This is a genomic window from Devosia sp. A369 (assembly GCF_054489345.1).
In genome coordinates, this window is record NZ_JBTMWV010000004.1 from 198,491 (window position 1) to 216,377 (window position 17,887).

Annotated in this window: 18 protein-coding genes; 10 read left to right on the top strand and 8 right to left on the bottom strand. The window is 63.5% G+C overall.

Annotated elements, in window-relative coordinates:
• The first annotated feature begins 279 nt into the window (after nt 1-279).
• The gene (locus tag ACX3OZ_RS07585; RefSeq protein ID WP_459097028.1) at nt 280-759 is read left to right on the top strand and encodes an Lrp/AsnC family transcriptional regulator; all 480 of its coding nucleotides are present in this window, start codon (nt 280-282) and stop codon (nt 757-759) included.
• Between the two features lie 3 nt (nt 760-762).
• The gene (locus ACX3OZ_RS07590; protein WP_459104204.1) at nt 763-1,164 is read left to right on the top strand and encodes a VOC family protein; all 402 of its coding nucleotides are present in this window, start codon (nt 763-765) and stop codon (nt 1,162-1,164) included.
• 4 nt (nt 1,165-1,168) lie between these two features.
• On the opposite strand, the gene ACX3OZ_RS07595 is transcribed toward ACX3OZ_RS07590, so the two are convergent.
• The 6 genes from ACX3OZ_RS07595 to ACX3OZ_RS07620 all read right to left on the bottom strand — a co-directional run bounded on the left by ACX3OZ_RS07595 (nt 1,169) and on the right by ACX3OZ_RS07620 (nt 4,613).
• A complete protein-coding gene (locus ACX3OZ_RS07595; RefSeq protein ID WP_459097015.1) occupies nt 1,169-1,585 on the bottom strand; it encodes a DUF2442 domain-containing protein in 417 nt (138 codons plus the stop codon).
• Nucleotides 1,572-1,805: a DUF4160 domain-containing protein gene (locus ACX3OZ_RS07600; RefSeq protein WP_459097014.1), complete on the bottom strand. Its 234-nt coding sequence runs from the start codon at nt 1,803-1,805 to the stop codon at nt 1,572-1,574. Before ACX3OZ_RS07600 ends, ACX3OZ_RS07595 begins: the two co-directional genes overlap by 14 nt.
• A gap of 25 nt (nt 1,806-1,830) precedes the next feature.
• Nucleotides 1,831-2,271, bottom strand: coding sequence for a hypothetical protein (locus tag ACX3OZ_RS07605; RefSeq protein ID WP_459097013.1), 441 nt, complete (start codon nt 2,269-2,271; stop codon nt 1,831-1,833).
• Nucleotides 2,264-2,938 (bottom strand): dienelactone hydrolase family protein, encoded by a 675-nt coding sequence (locus ACX3OZ_RS07610; protein WP_459104205.1) that lies wholly within the window; start codon nt 2,936-2,938, stop codon nt 2,264-2,266. The genes ACX3OZ_RS07605 and ACX3OZ_RS07610 overlap by 8 nt, the downstream gene beginning before the upstream one ends.
• 25 nt (nt 2,939-2,963) lie before the next feature.
• Nucleotides 2,964-3,977, bottom strand: coding sequence for a GTP 3',8-cyclase MoaA (gene moaA / locus ACX3OZ_RS07615; RefSeq protein WP_459097011.1), 1,014 nt, complete (start codon nt 3,975-3,977; stop codon nt 2,964-2,966).
• A 102-nt stretch (nt 3,978-4,079) separates the two neighbouring features.
• A complete protein-coding gene (locus ACX3OZ_RS07620; protein ID WP_459097010.1) occupies nt 4,080-4,613 on the bottom strand; it encodes a L,D-transpeptidase in 534 nt (177 codons plus the stop codon).
• A gap of 314 nt (nt 4,614-4,927) precedes the next feature.
• Between ACX3OZ_RS07620 and rpiA the strand changes: the two genes are divergently transcribed.
• From rpiA to ACX3OZ_RS07645, 5 genes are all read left to right on the top strand, one after another.
• Entirely contained in the window at nt 4,928-5,629 is a 702-nt protein-coding gene (gene rpiA / locus ACX3OZ_RS07625; protein WP_459097027.1) for a ribose-5-phosphate isomerase RpiA, read from the top strand.
• Nucleotides 5,630-5,643: 14 nt separating this feature from the next.
• Complete coding sequence (locus ACX3OZ_RS07630; RefSeq protein WP_459097009.1) at nt 5,644-6,171, top strand: DUF2059 domain-containing protein; 528 nt, start codon at nt 5,644-5,646, stop codon at nt 6,169-6,171.
• Between the two features lie 111 nt (nt 6,172-6,282).
• Nucleotides 6,283-7,662: a glutathione-disulfide reductase gene (gene gor, locus ACX3OZ_RS07635; RefSeq protein ID WP_459097008.1), complete on the top strand. Its 1,380-nt coding sequence runs from the start codon at nt 6,283-6,285 to the stop codon at nt 7,660-7,662.
• 940 nt (nt 7,663-8,602) lie between these two features.
• Nucleotides 8,603-9,979: a class II 3-deoxy-7-phosphoheptulonate synthase gene (locus ACX3OZ_RS07640; RefSeq protein WP_459104206.1), complete on the top strand. Its 1,377-nt coding sequence runs from the start codon at nt 8,603-8,605 to the stop codon at nt 9,977-9,979.
• Nucleotides 9,980-10,086: 107 nt separating this feature from the next.
• A complete protein-coding gene (locus tag ACX3OZ_RS07645; RefSeq protein WP_459104207.1) occupies nt 10,087-11,988 on the top strand; it encodes a PAS domain-containing sensor histidine kinase in 1,902 nt (633 codons plus the stop codon).
• Here ACX3OZ_RS07645 and ACX3OZ_RS07650 read toward each other — a convergent pair.
• A complete protein-coding gene (locus ACX3OZ_RS07650) occupies nt 11,985-12,410 on the bottom strand; it encodes a response regulator (RefSeq protein ID WP_459097005.1) in 426 nt (141 codons plus the stop codon). The genes ACX3OZ_RS07645 and ACX3OZ_RS07650 overlap by 4 nt on opposite strands.
• Nucleotides 12,411-12,635: 225 nt before the next feature.
• Between ACX3OZ_RS07650 and ACX3OZ_RS07655 the strand changes: the two genes are divergently transcribed.
• The 3 genes from ACX3OZ_RS07655 to gltX all read left to right on the top strand — a co-directional run bounded on the left by ACX3OZ_RS07655 (nt 12,636) and on the right by gltX (nt 16,729).
• On the top strand, nt 12,636-13,619 hold the full coding sequence (locus tag ACX3OZ_RS07655) for a hypothetical protein (protein WP_459097004.1): 984 nt from the start codon (nt 12,636-12,638) through the stop codon (nt 13,617-13,619).
• A 120-nt stretch (nt 13,620-13,739) separates the two neighbouring features.
• On the top strand, nt 13,740-15,407 hold the full coding sequence (locus tag ACX3OZ_RS07660; RefSeq protein WP_459104208.1) for an NAD+ synthase: 1,668 nt from the start codon (nt 13,740-13,742) through the stop codon (nt 15,405-15,407).
• Nucleotides 15,404-16,729: a glutamate--tRNA ligase gene (gltX, locus tag ACX3OZ_RS07665; protein ID WP_459097002.1), complete on the top strand. Its 1,326-nt coding sequence runs from the start codon at nt 15,404-15,406 to the stop codon at nt 16,727-16,729. The genes ACX3OZ_RS07660 and gltX overlap by 4 nt, the downstream gene beginning before the upstream one ends.
• Here the strand turns inward: gltX and ACX3OZ_RS07670 are convergent.
• Nucleotides 16,674-17,825 carry a DUF2865 domain-containing protein gene (locus tag ACX3OZ_RS07670; protein WP_459097001.1) on the bottom strand — a complete coding sequence of 384 codons (1,152 nt, stop codon included), beginning with the start codon at nt 17,823-17,825 and terminating at the stop codon, nt 16,674-16,676. The genes gltX and ACX3OZ_RS07670 overlap by 56 nt on opposite strands.
• Between the last annotated feature and the right edge of the window lie 62 nt (nt 17,826-17,887).

Here is a 17,887-nt window from a genome sequence, read left to right on the forward strand (position 1 = left end):
TACGCTCGGCTATGACACTAGCGAGCGCGTAGTTAACGGCTGGTGAAACTCGGGGCCGAGATCGCCAGCATAGTGTGGGCAAAGTGCCAGCATGCTGCCAGCCGGCGCTGGCGCGCTTGGCCGGTTCGCGGTTATGCGTTAACAATTGGTGGATGGGGCCGTATCACTTGGTTCGCGCAACATTATTGCTTATCTTGCGCAAATGTGGCAGGTATCCAGCGAATTTCGGATTGCATTAGGCCGAAAATGGAAATCTGATTTCTTGGAGACAAAATGGCTTTGGACAAGATCGATAGAAAAATTCTGACGCTGCTGCAGAAGGATGCCACCATGCCGGTGGCTGAAATCGGTCGCAAGGTTGGCTTGTCCACCACCCCCTGCTGGCGCCGTATCCAGAAGATGGAAGAAGATGGCGTCATTCAGCGCCGCGTCGCGGTGCTCGATCCGGTCAAGGTCAATGTCGGCGTTACCGTCTTCGTCTCGGTCAAGACCAACGAGCATAATGACGGCTGGATGCGCAAATTCGCCGGCGTCATCGATGAATTTCCAGAAGTGGTCGAATTCTATCGCATGAGCGGCGATGTCGATTACCTGATGCGCGTCGTCGTTCCTGACATTCACGCTTATGATTCCTTTTATAAAAAGCTCATCGGCAAGATTAACCTGACCGATGTCAGCTCGGCTTTCGCCATGGGTCAGATCAAATACACCACGGCGCTGCCGCTGGACTTTGCTCTTGTTGTCGACGACGACAAATAGGCCATGCTGCTTGGTTTTGAACATGTCGGCATGACGTCGAGCAATCTCGACCGCACCATCGCCTTCTACTGTGATTTGCTTGGCCTCACGCTCGTCCTGCGCAAGCAGGGTGAGCGCGGCGAAATGGCTTTCCTCGATAGCGGCAGCGGCATGCTGGAAATTGCCTGTCCCGCCGCCCACATCGCCCGCTCGCGCGACGTGCCGCCCCATGAAGCCGGCATGCGCCATCTGACCTTCGCCTACGACAATGTCGACGCCATGATCGAAAAGCTCGAAGCCGCCGGCGTCGATATCCTCGAACCACCGCGCGCCGCCGTCAACGCCAGCCTGCTGGGCCGCATCGCCTTCATCCGCGACCCCGACTGCATCATCGTCGAACTGGTGGAGCGCGCCGCGGGGCGCTAGTGCCTCAGGATTGGTCGGCCTTGCGCGGTCGGCCGCCCTTGGCGCCATTGGCCCGGCTCGCTGCTGCCTTGGCTGGGGATCGGGATTGGCCGCCTTTACGCTGGGCATGCATGAATTGCGCCGTGCCGAAAATGCCCTGCATCAGCCCAGTAATGGTGAAGTCAACGTCACGGCTCTCCCAATGCAGGCCGGTCTCGCCGGCCAGTTCGACCTCGGCCAGTTCGGCATCACTGGCATCCTCAAGCCCCTGCAACGACCGGGCAGGCACCAGCAGCGCCGCGCCATTGGTGAATTCCACCAACAGCCGGCCTGAACTTGCATCGAAGCGAACGGAGGAGGGGATGGGCGCAAGCGTCCGCTCCGCGCTGCCGCGCTGCGTTGCTGCCTCGTAGTCGCGGTCCTCATACTCAATTTCGTCCATGGATCTCGTACCACTTGCCAAGGAACATCTCGCGATGCTCCAGAACCACGTTCAATGCCCGCACCAGATCGCGCTTGCTCATGCCGCGATTGGAAATCACCACAACCTCCAGAATGCTGATCCGCGCTTCTCCCTCGCCATAGACGTGCAGATGCGCGGGTTCATGATCGTTGGTGTAGATGACAAATCGCATGCCCGCGGCACGCAGCAAGGTGATCATCTGCAAAATAACCTAACTTGTTGGGTTATTCAAGTTTCGCGTGTGTCGACCCATCCAGCGCCCCGATCGCTTCGCCCAGCGTCTCCAGCATGTCGTGGCGCGCACCATCCGGCGAGACCAGCAGCAGGCGCTGCACGCTGTGGTGGTTGTAAAGACTGACCATGAAATCGGCGACCGCCAGCTTGCCATAATCGGCCAGCGGCACCGCAACGGCTTCCGTCACTAGTTCATAACCCGGCCGGCGGGCGCATAGCGCCAGGATCAGCCCGAGGGCCGGCGAAGCCGCGCTGAGTTCTGCGCGATACACCAGAATATCCTCGGCCGCTGGCTCCGCCGCAAACAGCCGGTCGACATAGGCGTCCACCAGCATAGCGACCAGCATTGCCTTGCGCGACGACAATGGCGCCGCCTGCAGGCCGCGCCATTCGTCGTCGAGATAGTCGCGGTGTGGCCGCAGGCTACCCAAGATGCTTGCGGAAGAAATCGAGCGTGCGGGCCGAGGCCTTGGTGCAGGCCGCCGCGTTGAAGTTGCTCGGCCGCTGGTCGTTACAAAACCCATGCGCGGCGGGGTAGAGATGGATATCCGCCTCCGGGTGCCGATGTTTGAGCATCTCGATCTGCTCGAGCGGAATGCCGGTGTCCTGATCGCCGAAATGCATTTCGGTGGGGATGATCGGCGCCAAATCGATATAGTTCGGCACGCCGCCGCCATAATAGCCCGAGGCCGCGCTCAGCCCCATGCCGTGATGCGCCGCGCGCCAGCTCACCGCCCCGCCAAAGCAATAGCCGGTAATGCCCACCTTGCCGCCGGCCTTGGCCGCGCCGATAGCCGCCGTCACGTCGACCAGCGCCATCTGGTGGTTGAACTTTTTCATCAGCTCGCCGATGACCGCGAACTGGGCCGGGGAATAATCGTCGCTCTCATAGCCAAATTCGACGCGGTCGAACATTGCCGGCGCCACCGCCACAAAGCCGTGGCGGGCATAGCGGTCGACCACGTCGCGCACGAAATGATTGAGGCCCCAGACCTCCTGGATCACCACCACACCGCCGCGCGGCGTGCCCGCCGGTTTGGCGCGATAGGCATTGAGGATAAAGCCGTCGCTGGCCGTCAGTGTAATGCGTTCGCCCATTGCTGCCTCCCGTGGTGTTGAATTTCTAGCCGCCGGTCACGCTCATATGCCGGCCCAAAGCCGGCTCCGGCCGCGCCCGGTCGATGACGAAATCGTGCCCCTTGGGCTTGATCAGCATGGCATGGTCCAGCGCCGTGTCGAGCGCTTCCGGGCCACCGTCGCGCAGCGCATCGCGCAGATTGACCTGATCGTCCTGCCCCAGGCACAGATAAAGCTGCCCGGTCGCCGTCAGCCGCACCCGATTGCAGCTTTCGCAGAAATTATGGCTCATCGGGGTGATGAAACCGAGCACGCCGCCGGTCTCGGCCACCTGCACATAGCGCGCCGGCCCACCGGTCCGCTTGTCCAGCTTGGTCAGCGTATAGCGCTGCGCCAGCCGGTCGCGCAGTTCGCGCAGCGGCAGATAGCTGTCCACCCGGTCAATGCCGACTTCGCCAAGCGGCATGCCCTCGATCAGCGTCAGCCCCATGCCGCGCCCATGCGCCCAGGCCATCATCGGCTCGATTTCATCGTCATTGACGCCGCGCATCGCCACCATATTGATCTTGATCGCCAGCCCCGCCGCCTGCGCCGCGTCGATCCCGCCCAGCACATCCTCGATCCGCCCGCGCCGAGTGATGGCGCGGAAGCGCTCGGCGTCCAGCGTATCCAGCGACACATTGAGCCGCCGCACCCCGGCCGCGAACAGCCTCTGGGCATGCTTGCCCAGCTGGCTGCCATTGGTGGTCAGCGTCAGCTCTTCCAGCCCATGCCCGATGCGCGCGCCCAGACTGCGCACCAGCTCCATGATGTCGCGCCGCACCAGCGGCTCGCCCCCGGTCAGCCGCAGCTTGGTCACGCCGCGCGCGATGAAGGCACCGGCAATGGCCTCCACTTCCTCAAAGCTCAGCACGTCCTTTTTGGGCAAAAAAGTCATGTCTTCGGCCATGCAATAGACACAGCGGAAGTCGCAGCGGTCGGTCACCGAAATGCGCAGATAGGAGATATGCCGGCCATAGCGGTCAACCAGCGGGCGGGCAGGGGGTAGGGGAGCGGTCATGGGCCGACGCTACCGCCTCTCGCGTCACTTTCAAAGCACTGACAATAAAAAAGGACCACCCAACGGGCAGTCCTTTCGTAGTCCCCTGCGGACAGGCCGGCGCTAGTGGTTCACCACCACCAACGCACCAACCTTCACGCGCTCGTAGAGGTCGGTCACGTCGTCATTGGTCAGGCGGATGCAGCCCGACGAGACGGCCTGGCCGATTGACCATGGCTCGGAGGTGCCATGCACGCGATAAAGGGTCGATCCGATATACAGCGCGCGGGCGCCGAGCGGGTTATCCGGGCCGCCGGGCATATAGGCCGGCAGATCCGGCACGCGCTTGCGCATCTGCGGCGGTGGCGTCCAGCCGGGCCATTCCGCCTTGCGGGTGATTTTGTGCGAGCCCGACCAGGTAAAGCCGTCGCGGCCGACGCCGACGCCGTATTTCATCGCCTTGCCGCCATCCAGCACCAGATACAGCCGGCGCTCATCGGTCTCGATGACGATGGTGCCGGGCTTGTGGTTGGTCTTGTATTCAACGATTTCCTTGCGGACCGGGCTTCCGGCGCGGGTGCCGCGCACCGGCATTTCCGAGGCTTCCACCCAGTTGCCATTGTTGGGATTATAGACAAGCTCTGCATGGGCTGGCATCGCTGCCGCCGCCGACAACAGTATCGATAGCCCGATCGCTACCGCTGACTTCAAATTGAACATAGGACGACTTGGCCTCTGAAACAGAACGGGCACATGATTCGCCCGCGCTAAATATTGCGGTTGCTTACGCTCATTGCGAAATAGCGAAAAGAGGCAGGTGCCTCCAAAACGCCACACTCAAGCCACCTTCGCAAAATTGTGTTGCTAGCAAGTTACAGTTATCATTCACCAATCCGTGATCCCCGCCTTTGTGTGGCATTGACATGCCGCCCAACCCCCGGCAAAGCCCCAACGCAGAAACACGCGAGGCGATGATGAGCGAGGAACTGAAACGACAGGCTGCGGCGATGGCGCTGGCCGATGTGCGGCCCGGCATGCGGCTGGGGCTTGGCACCGGCTCGACGGCCCGTCACTTCGTTGACCTGCTGGGTCAGGAAGTCGCCGCCGGTTTCGACTGCATCTGTGTGCCCACCTCCGACGCCACCGAACGCCAGGCCCGGGCGCTCAATATTCCCCTGTCGGATCTCGAAACGCTCGACCGGCTCGATCTGACCATCGATGGTGCCGACGAGATCGATCCGCATCTCAATCTGATCAAGGGCGGTGGCGGGGCGCTGCTGCGCGAGAAGATCGTCGCGGCCGCTTCCGACGCCATGATCGTTATCGCCGATAGCTCCAAGCTGGTGCCCACGCTCGGCCGCTTTCCGCTGCCGGTGGAAGTCAACCGCTTCGGCCTGGGCGCCACGCGCCGCGCCGTTGCCGAAATTATTGCGGCCCACGGCGCCGAGGGCGGGCTGACCTTGCGCGAGACGGCGCCGGGCACGCCCTTCGTTACCGATGGCGGTCACCTCATTCTCGATGCTTTTTTTGGCCGCATTTCGCAGCCAGAAGCGCTATCGCGCGACTTGCTCGACATCGCCGGGGTGGTCCAGCACGGGCTGTTCCTCAAAATGTGCAAGACGGCTTATGTGGCGACCCCGGATGGCGTAAAAACGCTGGGCAAAACGAATTGATGGATCGGGACAAGATGGGTTTTTCAACGATGACCGGTGTTATGACGCGCGCCAAGGCGCTGTTGGCGGTGGCGCTGAGCGCCGCCATTATCGCAGTTTCCGCCCCGGCAATGGCCCAGGAGGTTCCGCCGGAACAACTGGCTCTCGCCCGCAAATATATCGACCTCACCGACCGCGCTGCCGTTTACGAGATCACGCTCGTCGAAATCGGTATCGGCACCATGCGCCAGATCGTGACGCAGAATCCCGAGATCATGGAAGAGACCGACGAGGCCGTCGGCAAGGTTCTGGAAGATTACAAGGCGCGCAAGGGTGAGCTGCTCGACCAGTTTGCCCGCGTCTATGCCGTGCGCTTCTCCGTCGAAGAGCTGCAGCAGATCGTGGCCTTCTACGAATCGCCCACCGGCAAGAAGCTGGCGCAGGCCAATACCGAGGTGAATTCCGATCTGCAGGCCGTGCTGCAGGTGTTCACCAACAGCACCCGCTCCGAATTCTTCGCCAAGGTTCGCGCCGAATTGCGCGCCAAGGGCTTTGAAGTTTAAGCGCACCGCCGACCAGTAAATCCGACCCCGCCTTGTGCGGGGTCTTTTTTTATGCGATTTGCCAACCGATATTCATCGGTAGATGACGATGATCGTACAGGAGCCGCCCGCATGACCGATAGCTATGATCTTGTTGTCATCGGAGCCGGCTCCGGCGGTGTCCGCGCCGCCCGCATGGCGGCCACCTATGGCGCCAAGGTCGCCATCATCGAGGAATATCGCGTCGGCGGCACCTGCGTCATTCGCGGCTGTGTGCCCAAAAAGCTCTATGTCTATGCCTCCCGCTTCAACGATCTTTTCGATGTCGCCGGCAGCTTTGGCTGGCAGGTCGATGCTTCCTTTGATTGGCCCACCCTGGTCGCCAATAAGGACAAGGAAATCACCCGCCTCGAAAACGCCTATGTGGCCAATCTGGAAAAGCCCGGCGTCGAGATCATCCGCGACCGCGCTGTCGTCACCGGCCCCAATTCGGTGCGCCTGGTAGGCGCCGACCGCGAGCTGACCGCCAAATATCTGCTGATCGCCACCGGCGGCACCCCCTTCATGCCCGCCATTCCCGGCGCCGAACTGGCCATCAGCTCCAATGAGGCCTTCGACCTGCCGGCGCTCCCGCATTCCATTCTCATCGAGGGCGGCGGCTATATCGCGGTGGAATTCGCCACCATCTTTGCCGGCTTGGGCGTCCACACCACCATCATCTATCGCGGCGATTGCGTGCTGCGCGGCTTTGACGAAGACATGCGGCGTGGCCTCGAAGCCGGCCTCACCGAGCGCGGCATCAAGCTGATCTACCAGACCACCATCACGTCGCTGTCGAAGTCCGGCGACGATATTACTGTCAGCTTCAGCGACGGCGTCACCGCCCCCTATGGCGCCGTGATGTTCGCCACCGGCCGCAGCCCCAATATCGCCGGCCTCGGCCTCGAACAGGCCGGCGTCAAGCTCACCCCCGGCGGCCACATCGCCGTGGACAGTTTTTCGCAGACCTCGGTGCCGTCCATCTATGCCGTCGGCGATGTCACCGGCCGCGCCGCGCTGACCCCGGTCGCCATCCGCGAGGGCTGGTATTTTGCCGAAACCGTGTTCAACAACAATCCTCTGACCGTTGATCACTCGCTGATCCCGACCGCGGTATTCTCCGAGCCCGAACTCGGCGTCATCGGCCTCACCGAGCCCGAAGCCGCCACCCATGGCGATATCGACGTTTACGTCGCCCGCTTCCGCCCGATGATCAATTCCTTCTCCACCCGCACCGAACGCATGGTGCTCAAGCTGATCGTCGGCGCCCATGGCGGCAAGGTGCTGGGCTGCCACATCCTGGGGCCGGGCGCTGGTGAAATGATCCAGCTCGTCGCCATCCCCATGGGCATGGGTGCCACCAAAGCCGATTTCGACCGCGCCATGGCCCTGCACCCGTCGGCAGCCGAAGAACTGGTGACCTTCAAGGCCCCCAGCTACACCTACCGCAACGGCGAAAAAATCGGCGGCTAGGGCAGGGCGCTCCCATGAGTGGAGCCACCCCTCTCCCCTTGTGGGAGAGGGACCGACCTGACGCGTTCAGCGGAAGGTCAGGGTGAGGGGGCTGCGCTCGCCCATGCTTCAATATGTGCGGACCGCCCGCCGCCCCCTCATCCGCCCTTCGGGCACCTTCTCCCACGAGGGGAGAAGGGGACTCCGTGAGTTTGGCACGCCTCAACCCTGATCCCTCCCACCGTCATCACCGGGCCTGTCCCGGTGATCCATCTTCCCACCACCATCGCGTCCCAGCCCCGTTTGCCGGCGAGCCACCCCATCACCTCGCCCCTCAGGGGAGAGGTCGACCCGAAGGGTCGGGTGAGGGGTGCCATGCTACAACAGGCGTAATGCCCCCGCATCGCACCTCTTTCCTCCCCCACCACGACGTCACCCTCGGGCCTGACCCGAGGGCTCTACACTTCCGGCGGCAAGGTTAGTGCAACCCCCTCGGGTCAAGCCCGAGGGTGACGCTCGGGTGTGAGGAGGTGGCAGTGCCCCGCCACTTATCCATCTTATCCCCCCTCCCAATTCCTCCCGCATACTCCCCTCATCTTCCGGGATACGAGCGGCGCTGCAGCGACCGGTGTCCGGATTGACGGTCGGGAGGGGGGAGGTCGCGCTCCGCCCTGGGCTGCGCGGATGGGGCTTTCTGGCATGGGGCTACGGGTCCATGCTGGGGCTTGCGGTCTGCCTTCCGAGAAAAACCCGACGCCCCGAGGCGATTGCCGTCTCACTACTTAAATTACATCGAGGCGACAGCCGCCTCGGGGCTCCGCTCGTTCATCAACCGAGGGTTTTCGGACCGCCCGGCGCCTTCGTGCGACCAATGGCGGTTGCCTTGGCCCTTGTCCCCCATCGCCAGCCTTGGTATTGCCGCCTCAAAGGTAAACTGTGACCTGCGTTAGGAACTCCGAACATGACCACCTGGACCCCCGATAGCTGGCGCGGCAAGCCGATTTCCCAGGTGCCGGCCTATCCTGACCCCGTCGCCCTGGCCGCCGCCGAGCGCCAGCTCGCCACCTTCCCGCCGCTGGTGTTTGCCGGCGAAGCCCGCGACCTCAAGACCCGCCTGGCCGCCGTTGCCCGGGGCGAAGCCTTCCTGCTGCAGGGCGGCGACTGCGCCGAGAGCTTTGCCGAGCATGGCGCCGACCATATCCGCGACTTCTTCCGCGTCTTCCTGCAGATGGCGGTGGTGCTAACCCATGGCGCCTCCAAGCCCGTGGTCAAGGTCGGTCGCGTCGCCGGCCAGTTCGCCAAGCCGCGCTCCGCCGATACCGAAACCATCGATGGTGTGGAACTGCCCTCCTATCGCGGCGATATCATCAACGACATCGCCTTCACCGAAGCCTCGCGCGTGCCCGATCCCGAGCGCATGCTGATGGCCTATCGCCAGTCGGCGGCCACGCTCAATCTGCTGCGCGCCTTTTCCATGGGCGGCTATGCCGAACTGACCCGCATCCATGAATGGACCGTGGGCTTCATGAAGGGCTCCAACTGGTATCCGCGCTACGAGGAAGTGGCGCGCAAGATCGACGACGCCATCACCTTCATGGGCGCGCTCGGCCTCAACCCCGACAACACGCCGGCTCTGCGCCAAACCAGCTTCTTCACCAGCCACGAAGCCCTGCTGCTCGGCTATGAGGAGGCGCTGACCCGTCGCGACTCCATCACCAATAACTGGTACGCCACCTCCGGCCACATGCTGTGGATCGGTGATCGCACCCGCCAGCCCGATGCGGCCCATGTCGAATATTTCGCCGGCATCCACAATCCGATCGGCATCAAATGCGGCCCAACCCTGAGCAGCGACGACCTGCTGCGCCTGCTTGACCGGCTCAATCCGACTGACGAAGCCGGCCGGATCACCCTGATCAGCCGCTTCGGCTCCGACAAGATCGCCGATCATCTGCCGCGCCTGATCGAGACCATCCAGAAGGCCGGCCGCACCGTCGTCTGGTGCTCCGATCCGATGCATGGCAACACCATCAAGGCGTCGACCGGCTACAAGACCCGCCCCTTTGACCGCGTGCTGTCCGAAGTGAAGTCCTTCTTCGAGATCCACCGCGAGATGGGCACCTATGCCGGCGGCGTGCATATCGAAATGACCGGCGACGATGTCACCGAATGCGTCGGCGGCGTCTCCGCTGTCACCGAAGCGTCGTTGTCGGATCGCTACAACACCTATTGCGACCCGCGTCTCAACGCCAGCCAGGCGCTGGAGCTGGCCTTCCTCGTCGCTGAGGAAGTTCACGCCCAGACCCCGCCGCGCCAAAGCCTTGCCGCCGGAGAATAATTCGGCCGCCTATTGAACTCGTGATGAAGCCGCGCGTTGCAAAACAGCGCGCGGTGTTGCCAAGGCAGCCTGCGCGCCTTGTCGTCGTCCCCTCACGAAAGTCGCGCATGCCAAGCTCCCTGTTCCCGACCGCCAGCACTGAGACCCGCGCACGCCTGGAGCAGGACCCGACGCTCAAGCTGGCCAATGACTTCGATTGGTCCTCTACCCCGCTCGGTCCGATCCCCGCTTGGCCTGAAAGTCTCAAAGGCGCCGTCCGGGTGATGCTGGCCGCGTCCTCGCCGATGGTCATGCTGATCGGGGCCGATGGCATCCTGATCTACAACGACGCCTATGCTGGCTTCGCCGGTGACCGCCACCCTGCCATTTTCGGCAAGCCCTCGGTCGAGGCCTGGCCCGAGATCGCCGAATTCAACAACGACAAGATCGCTCTGGGCCTGGCGGGGAAATCGCTGATTCTGCGCGATCATGAATTGGTGCTCAACCGCCACGGTCATCTGGAATCCGGTTGGATGGACCTCCATTACAGCCCGCTGCTCGACGATGATGGCACCCCGCTGGGCACGCTGTGCATCGTCATCGAAACCACCAGCCGCGTGCTGGCCGAACATGCCCTGGCGCGCAGCGAGGAGCGGCTGTCGCTGGCCCTGAGCGGCTCCAACCTGATTGGCACCTGGGATTGGGATGTCCGCGAGAACCTGGTCACCGCCGACGACAAATTTGCGGTGATGTTCAATCTCGATCCACTGCGCGCCGGCCTCGGCCTGCCGATCGAGGCGTTTCTCGATGCCATCCATCCCGATGACAAGGCGTGGGTCACCGCGGACATCAATACCGCCCTGGCCAATGGGACACCCGTCAATTGCGAATATCGGTTGGTCGGACTCGATGGCAGCATCCGCTGGGTGGTCGCCACTGGCCGCCCCCGCATGGGCAGTGACGGGCGTCCCAGCCGTTTCCCCGGCGTCGTCGTCGACGTCACCGAGCAGCACCAGATCCTTGAGGCCCTGGCCGATAGCGAATTGCGCTTCCGCACCTTGGCCGACGCGGTGCCGCAAATGGTGTGGTCGACTAACCCCGAGGGTGTTTACGACTATTTCAACGCCCGCTGGACCGAATTCACCGGCCTGCCGCCCGGTCCGAGCGGTGGGATTGCCTGGCCCGACCTGCTCCATCCCGACGACCGGGAAGGGACGCTGCAGACATTTGGCCAAGCATTGGCCAGCGGCGAGCCCTATCAGCACGAACACCGCCTGCGCCATCACAGTGGCGAGTATCGCTGGATTTTGGCCCAGGCACTGCCGCTGCGCGATGCCGCCGGCAGCATCGTCCACTGGATCGGCACCTCCACCGATATCCATCAATCGAGGCTAGCCGGGGATGAGCGCGAGCTGGTGGCCCAGGAACTCAGCCACCGCATCAAGAACATCTTCGCCGTGCTCACCGGCATCATTAGCCTCTCGGCGCGCAGCCGGCCGGAGGTAAAGGGCTTTGCCGACGAATTGCGCCAGCGCATCTACGCATTGGGCGAAGCCCATGATTTCGTGCGCCCCTATAGTCAGGTGTCCCGCGCCCCTGAAAATAAGGGCTCGCTCAAATCACTGATCCTCCGCCTCATGCAGCCCTATCGGCAGGGCGACAATGACCGCCTGGTGTTTCACGGCGACGATGCCACCATTGACGACGGCGCCGCCACGCCGCTGGCGTTGCTGTTTCATGAGCTGGGCACCAACGCCGCCAAATATGGCGCGCTATCGGCAGCCGGCGGGCAGGTCGAACTAACCGGCCGGGCCGATGGCGAGCGCTATCATCTGACCTGGAAGGAGCGGGGTGGCCCCGCGGTCGGCAGCGATGGCGATCTCGGCGGCTTTGGCTCCCGCCTGATCGGTCTCAGCATCGAAGGCCAGTTGCAGGGCAAGCTGGAGCGGCATTGGGAGACTGATGGCCTGCGCGTCGAAATCGATCTGCCGGCGGAAGCCCTGCGGCGCTCGGCCCGGCTGCGGTCCTAATTGGCGACGCGGCGTAGGCTGGGCTGGTCGAATAATTGCAGCCGGGCAGGTGGGGTCGCGGTGGCGGCCTCGTGCCTTGCCACGGCATAGCGCACGGCGGCACGCAATTCGCGGTCGGTCACCGGCTTGGGCAATACCCCCACCGTGCCGGGCACCCCGTCGCCCAGCTGGGACGGGTTGGCGGTCATGAACAATACGGTCACCCCATGCGTCTGCGCCAGGATACGACCGATGCGGATGCCGGTGGGGCCATCCTGCAAATTGAGGTCAACCAGCGCCACATCGGCCAGCGCCGCCATCGACAGCGCCGAGCGTTCGTCGGCCGCAATGCCAACGGCGGTGAACCCCATATCCTCGATCACATGTTCCATTTCGGTAGCGACGAATATCTCGTCCTCAACCACCAGTATATTGCGCGTCATACATCACACTCTTTCAGCACTACGCCTTCTGGCTTCAGGGCAACTCCTCAGAGCCTAGTCAGTTGCCCCCATCGGCGCTTATCCATGCGCCGGTCGATCAAATCTGCGCGCCTCAGGTTACCAAAGTCCCAACCCGGCGCTGGTTTGGCGCTTAGGGGAAACTTAACCCTAATGCCCGATAAATTTTCCAGTCACCCAGGATGGGTATCGACCCCGGAGGTTTCGATGAAGCGCTCACTCTATGGCGCCGCAGCCATGTTGGCCCTGAGTGCGGCCGTGCCTGCTCTGGCCGCCGACTACGTCGAATACCCCGAACTGCGTCCGGCCTATCCCGAAAGCTGGCAGAACCCGGACGATTCCATCCGCTTCGAATTCGGCACCGCCTATTGGTATTCCTGGGGCGGCCAGGACGCCGGCTTCACCTCGCCCTTCGGCCCAGTGAGCCTGTCTGTTCGAGATCAGACCCATATCGGCGAGCTGCACGGCAAGATCGAGGATCTGTCTACCCAGACCTACGTTGCCGCCCGGGCAGGGCTGGGTCTGCACACCACCGGCACCTATGATATTTCGCCGGCAGCCGGTGGAGATATCGGCCGCAATTCGCGCATCGGCTATGCCGGCGCCGATTTTGGCTGGCTCCCTCTGGGCACCATGGAAAACGGCTTCGCCTTTGGCGGCTTGGTTGGCTACCAGTACTGGAAGGATGCTCCCGATATCGGCACCGGCAAGTACGCCACGGCGTTTGATGGCCTGGGGAACCCATCGTCGCTGGGCGAGGCCCGCGATAATTTTGACATTCATGCCCTGCGCCTCGGCGTCAAGGCTGCTGCTGACTTCGACATGTTCGACGTTCAGGCCGAAGTCGCTGCTATTCCCTATGCTCATGTCTCGGGCACGGTCGGCGGCAGCGCCTCGGTCGGTGGCGGCGGCTTCAATTTCCCCGGCGTCCCGGTCCCGGTTTACGAAAATGCTCCCACCACCCTCTCGGGTCGCGGTTACGGCGTCATGGCCGAAACCATGGTTGGCTTTCATCCCACTGAGAACCTGACGCTGCGGGTGGGCGGCCGTGCCTGGTACCTCGAGGGTAATCTGGATGCGGTGTTCAACGGTACCGCCGGCGGCGTTGCCCAACCCGCTATGACCCTACCGTCAACCTACGCCTCACTGTTCCGCTACGGCCTGCGGGCCGAACTCACCGGCAAGTTCTGATCCGCCGGCCCTGAACACAATCGCTGCAGCGGCACTCGGTGCGGCACCTCTCCTCTTGCGGTGACGCTTGGGAGGAGGGTATGGCAGGGCATCCGCCCAACCACTACGTAGGCCAGCCCCGTGACAGACCGCCTCCGAATTGCGCTCGCGCAGCTCAATCCCAAGGTCGGTGATCTCGCCGGCAATCTCGCATTGGCCCGTGGCGCGCTGGCCGACGCCGTCGCCGCCAAGGCCGACATCCTCATGCTGTCCGAGCTGTTCCTCACCGGCTATTTCCCGGATGATCTGCTGTTCAAGCCGAAATTCCTCGCTGACGCCATGCAGGCGGCGCGCGATCTGGCGGCCGACACTGCCGGCACTGGCGTGGCGCTGGTGCTGCCCACCGTCTGGCTGGAAAAGACCGGCCTGCACAATGCCGTGCTGGTCGCCGAGAACGGCCTGATCACCGCCACCCGCCTCAAGCGCGAACTGCCCAATTCCGACGTCTTCTACGAGCAGCGCTATTTCACCGCCGGCCCGCCGGCCGATCCGGTGCTGATCAAGGGCGTGCCCATCGGCATCCCCATCTGCGAAGATATCTGGCACCCCAATGTGTGCCAGCATCTGGCCATGCGCGGTGCCGAAATCATGCTGTGCCCCAATGGCTCGCCCTATTGGGCCAACAAGCAACATGTCCGCAAGGATCTGGTCCGCGCCCGCGTCGCCGAAGACGATGTGCCCATGCTCTATCTCAACCAGGTCGGCGGCCAGGACGAGCTGGTGTTCGACGGCGCCTCCTTCGGCATCGAACCGGGCAACAAGCTGGTGTTCCAGGGCAAGTCCTTCGCCACCGACTTCATCGTCTCGGACTGGGTGCGCGAAGAGAATGGCTGGACCTGCACCTCGGGCGAAGTCACCGAGTTGACCACCACCGACGAAGCTCCGTGGCTGGCCTGCGTGCTCGGCCTGCGCGATTATGTGCACAAGAACGGCTTCAAGCAGGTGGTGCTCGGCCTCTCCGGCGGCATCGACAGCGCCGTGGTCGCGGCCATGGCGGTCGATGCGTTGGGGGCTGAAAACGTCCACACCATCATGCTGCCCTACCGCTACACCTCCGAGGCCAGCCTCAAGGACGCCAAGGACTGCGCCGAGGCGCTGGGCGTCCGCTACGACATCGTCGCCATCGGCAATCCGGTCGATGACGCGCTGACCGAGCTGGCCCCGATTTTCGACAATCGCCCGGCTGACCTCGCCGAGGAAAACATCCAGTCGCGCATGCGCGGCGTCATCCTGATGGCCGTCTCCAACAAGCTTGGCTCGATGCTGCTGACCACCGGCAACAAGTCGGAAATGGGCGTCGGCTACGCCACCATCTATGGCGACATGAATGGCGGCTACAATCCGCTCAAGGACATGTTCAAGATGGAGGTTTACCGCCTCGCCGCCTGGCGCAACAGCCACCGGCCCGGCGACTGCCTCGGCCCTATCGGCGAGGTCATTCCCCAGGCGATCATCGACAAGGCCCCCAGCGCCGAACTGCGTCCGGACCAGAAGGATCAGGACAGCCTGCCGCCATACCCGCAGCTTGACGCCATCCTCACCGCCCTGGTCGAGGACGAGCGCTCTATTGCCGACATCGTTGCCATGGGGCACGATTTGGCGCTGGTCGAGCGCATCGAGCGGCTGGTCAATCTTGCCGAATATAAGCGCCGCCAATCGGCGCCCGGTCCCAAGCTCACTGCCAAGGCGTTTGGCTTGGGCCGTCGTTATCCCATCACCAATGGCTACAAGGATCGCAACCTCTTATGACCATTGTTCGCTGGGCACCGTCCCCCACTGGCCGCATTCACCTGGGTAATGCCCGTCCGGCCCTGCTCAACTGGTTCTTTGCCCGTCGCCATGGCGGCACCTATGTGCTGCGCATGGACGATACCGATCAGGCCCGCTCCACCCGCGAGTTTGCCGATGGCATCGAGGTCGATCTGGCCTGGCTCGGCATCACGCCCGATCTGCTGGTGCGCCAGTCCGACCGCACCGCGCTTTATGACGCGGCCCGCGACCGGCTGATCGCCGCTGGCCGGCTCTATCCCTGCTACGAGACCGAGGACGAGCTCGGCCGCCGCCGCGCCCGCGCCCGGGCCATGAACAAGCCGCCGATCTATGATCGCGCCGCGCTTCTGCTCACCGACGAGGACCGTGCCCGCCTCGAAGCCGAAGGCCGCAAACCGCATTGGCGCTTCAAGCTCGATGGGCGCCCGGTGCAGTTCGAGGACATGATCAAGGGCCCGCAAACCGTCAACACCGCCTCGATGTCCGACCCGGTGCTGGTGCGCGAGGATGGCTCCTATCTCTATACGCTCCCCTCGGTGGTCGACGATATCGAGCTGGGCATCACCCACGTTATTCGCGGCGAGGACCACGTTTCCAACACCGGCACCCAGATCGAGATCTTCGAGGCGCTCAACGGTGCCGTGCCGATTTTCGCCCACCACAATCTTCTGACGGACGCCGCCGGGCAGGGCTTTTCCAAGCGCCTCGGCAGCCAGTCGATCGCTGATTTCCGCGCTGAGGGTTATGAGCCGATGGCCATCGCCATCATGGCCAGCCTCACCGGCACCAGCCTGCCCATCGAGCCCTATGAAGCCCTCGACGAAATCGCCAATCGGCTGGATTTCTCGATGATTTCCCACGGCGCGGCCCGCTTCGACCCGGCCGAGCTGGACGGCCTCAATGCCCGCCTGCTGCACATTTTGCCCTATGAAGGCGCTGTCGGCCGACTCTCGGTTCTGGGGCTGGAGGGCGAAGCCCTCTGGCTGCTGCTGCGCGACAATCTGCACAAATTCGCCGATATCGCCGATCTGGCGCGGCTGGTCACTGGTCCGGTGGAGCCGGTCATTGCCGATGAAGACCGCGATTTCCTGGCGCTGGCCAAGTCGCTATTGCCGGCCGAGCCCTGGGACCTGACCACTTGGGGCCAATGGACCGACGCGCTCAAAGCCACCACTGGCCGCAAGGGCAAAGCCCTGTTCCTGCCCCTGCGCCTGGCCTTGACCGGACGTCACGACGGACCCGAGCTTAAGTCCCTGCTCCCACTGGTTGGGCGTAAGGCGTGTCTGGACCGACTACCCTGACGGTCTTGTCGCCAAACTGCACCAGCCGCAGCGCCGTTTCGGCCGGCGCCTGAAGCGGGCGGGCCACCGGCGTTTCGCCGGGGCCGGCCGGGCGCGGACGGGGCAGGGGGACATTGACCAGCGTTGCCGTTTCCAGCGGCGCCATGATCGGCGCCTGCACCGGAGCCACCCCGCGCGGATCGCGCAACGGCAGTGGAATGGTCACGCCATTGACCTCCATCAGCACCCGCGTCGAGCCATCGAGCCGCGTCGCCACCTTCAGCGACCCGTCCGATTGCGGCGCGACCTTGCAATTGGCACTGGCGCTGGTGTCGAGTTCGTCGCGATAGCGGAACGCACTGGCCAGCGCCGTATAGGGCTCGCCATATTGGTTGCGCATCTGCTCGGGCTCCTGGCCCGGATTGTCGTAGAAATAGAGGGCCACCGGCGTGGTCGGACAGCTGGCCTGACATTGCTGGGCGTCATTGCTCACATAGTCGGGCAGGGTGGCGTAGCTGATCGGCCAGAAATAGCCGTCGCTCAAGCGCACACACACGGTGCGCACCGTCTGATAGCCCTGATAACCCCAGTAATCGCCGCCATCGACCATCTGCCCATCGGTGAAGTCGCCTTCCGAGGTGGAGCCGAAAATGCGGTCGAACACCGACTGGCGCTGATTGGTGAAGGTGGCGCTCGACCCCTGATCGGCGCCGCAACCAAAGCGCGCCATTTCCTGTAGGATCGCTTCGCGCTGCCCGGCCACCGCATTGGCGGTCTCCACCTGCCGGCCGACTTCGGCGGCGACATCGCGCAGGCGCAGCACTTCGCGGCCAATCTGCTGGCATTGCCGCGTCAGCTGCTGCCCGGCCTTGGCCGCATCATTGCAACCATCGCGCACATAGCGGCTTTCCATCTGCTGCACGTCGCGTGCGGCCTGTCGCGCTGCCTGCGAATTATTGCCCATCTGCCGGAAGGAGGCATTGTTATCGAACTGACGGAGCGCTGCTTCCAGCTGGCGACACTGCGCCGCCTGCGCATAGGCCGCGTTCACGTCCAGACTCAGCCAGACCGCCGCCAGCACCATCATCATCAGGGCGCGTGCGCCGTTCCTGCCCAAGCTGGCTATCCTCTTCAAACTGCGCCTGCCCCGGCCTTAAGACAACGCTAGGACCGTTGGCA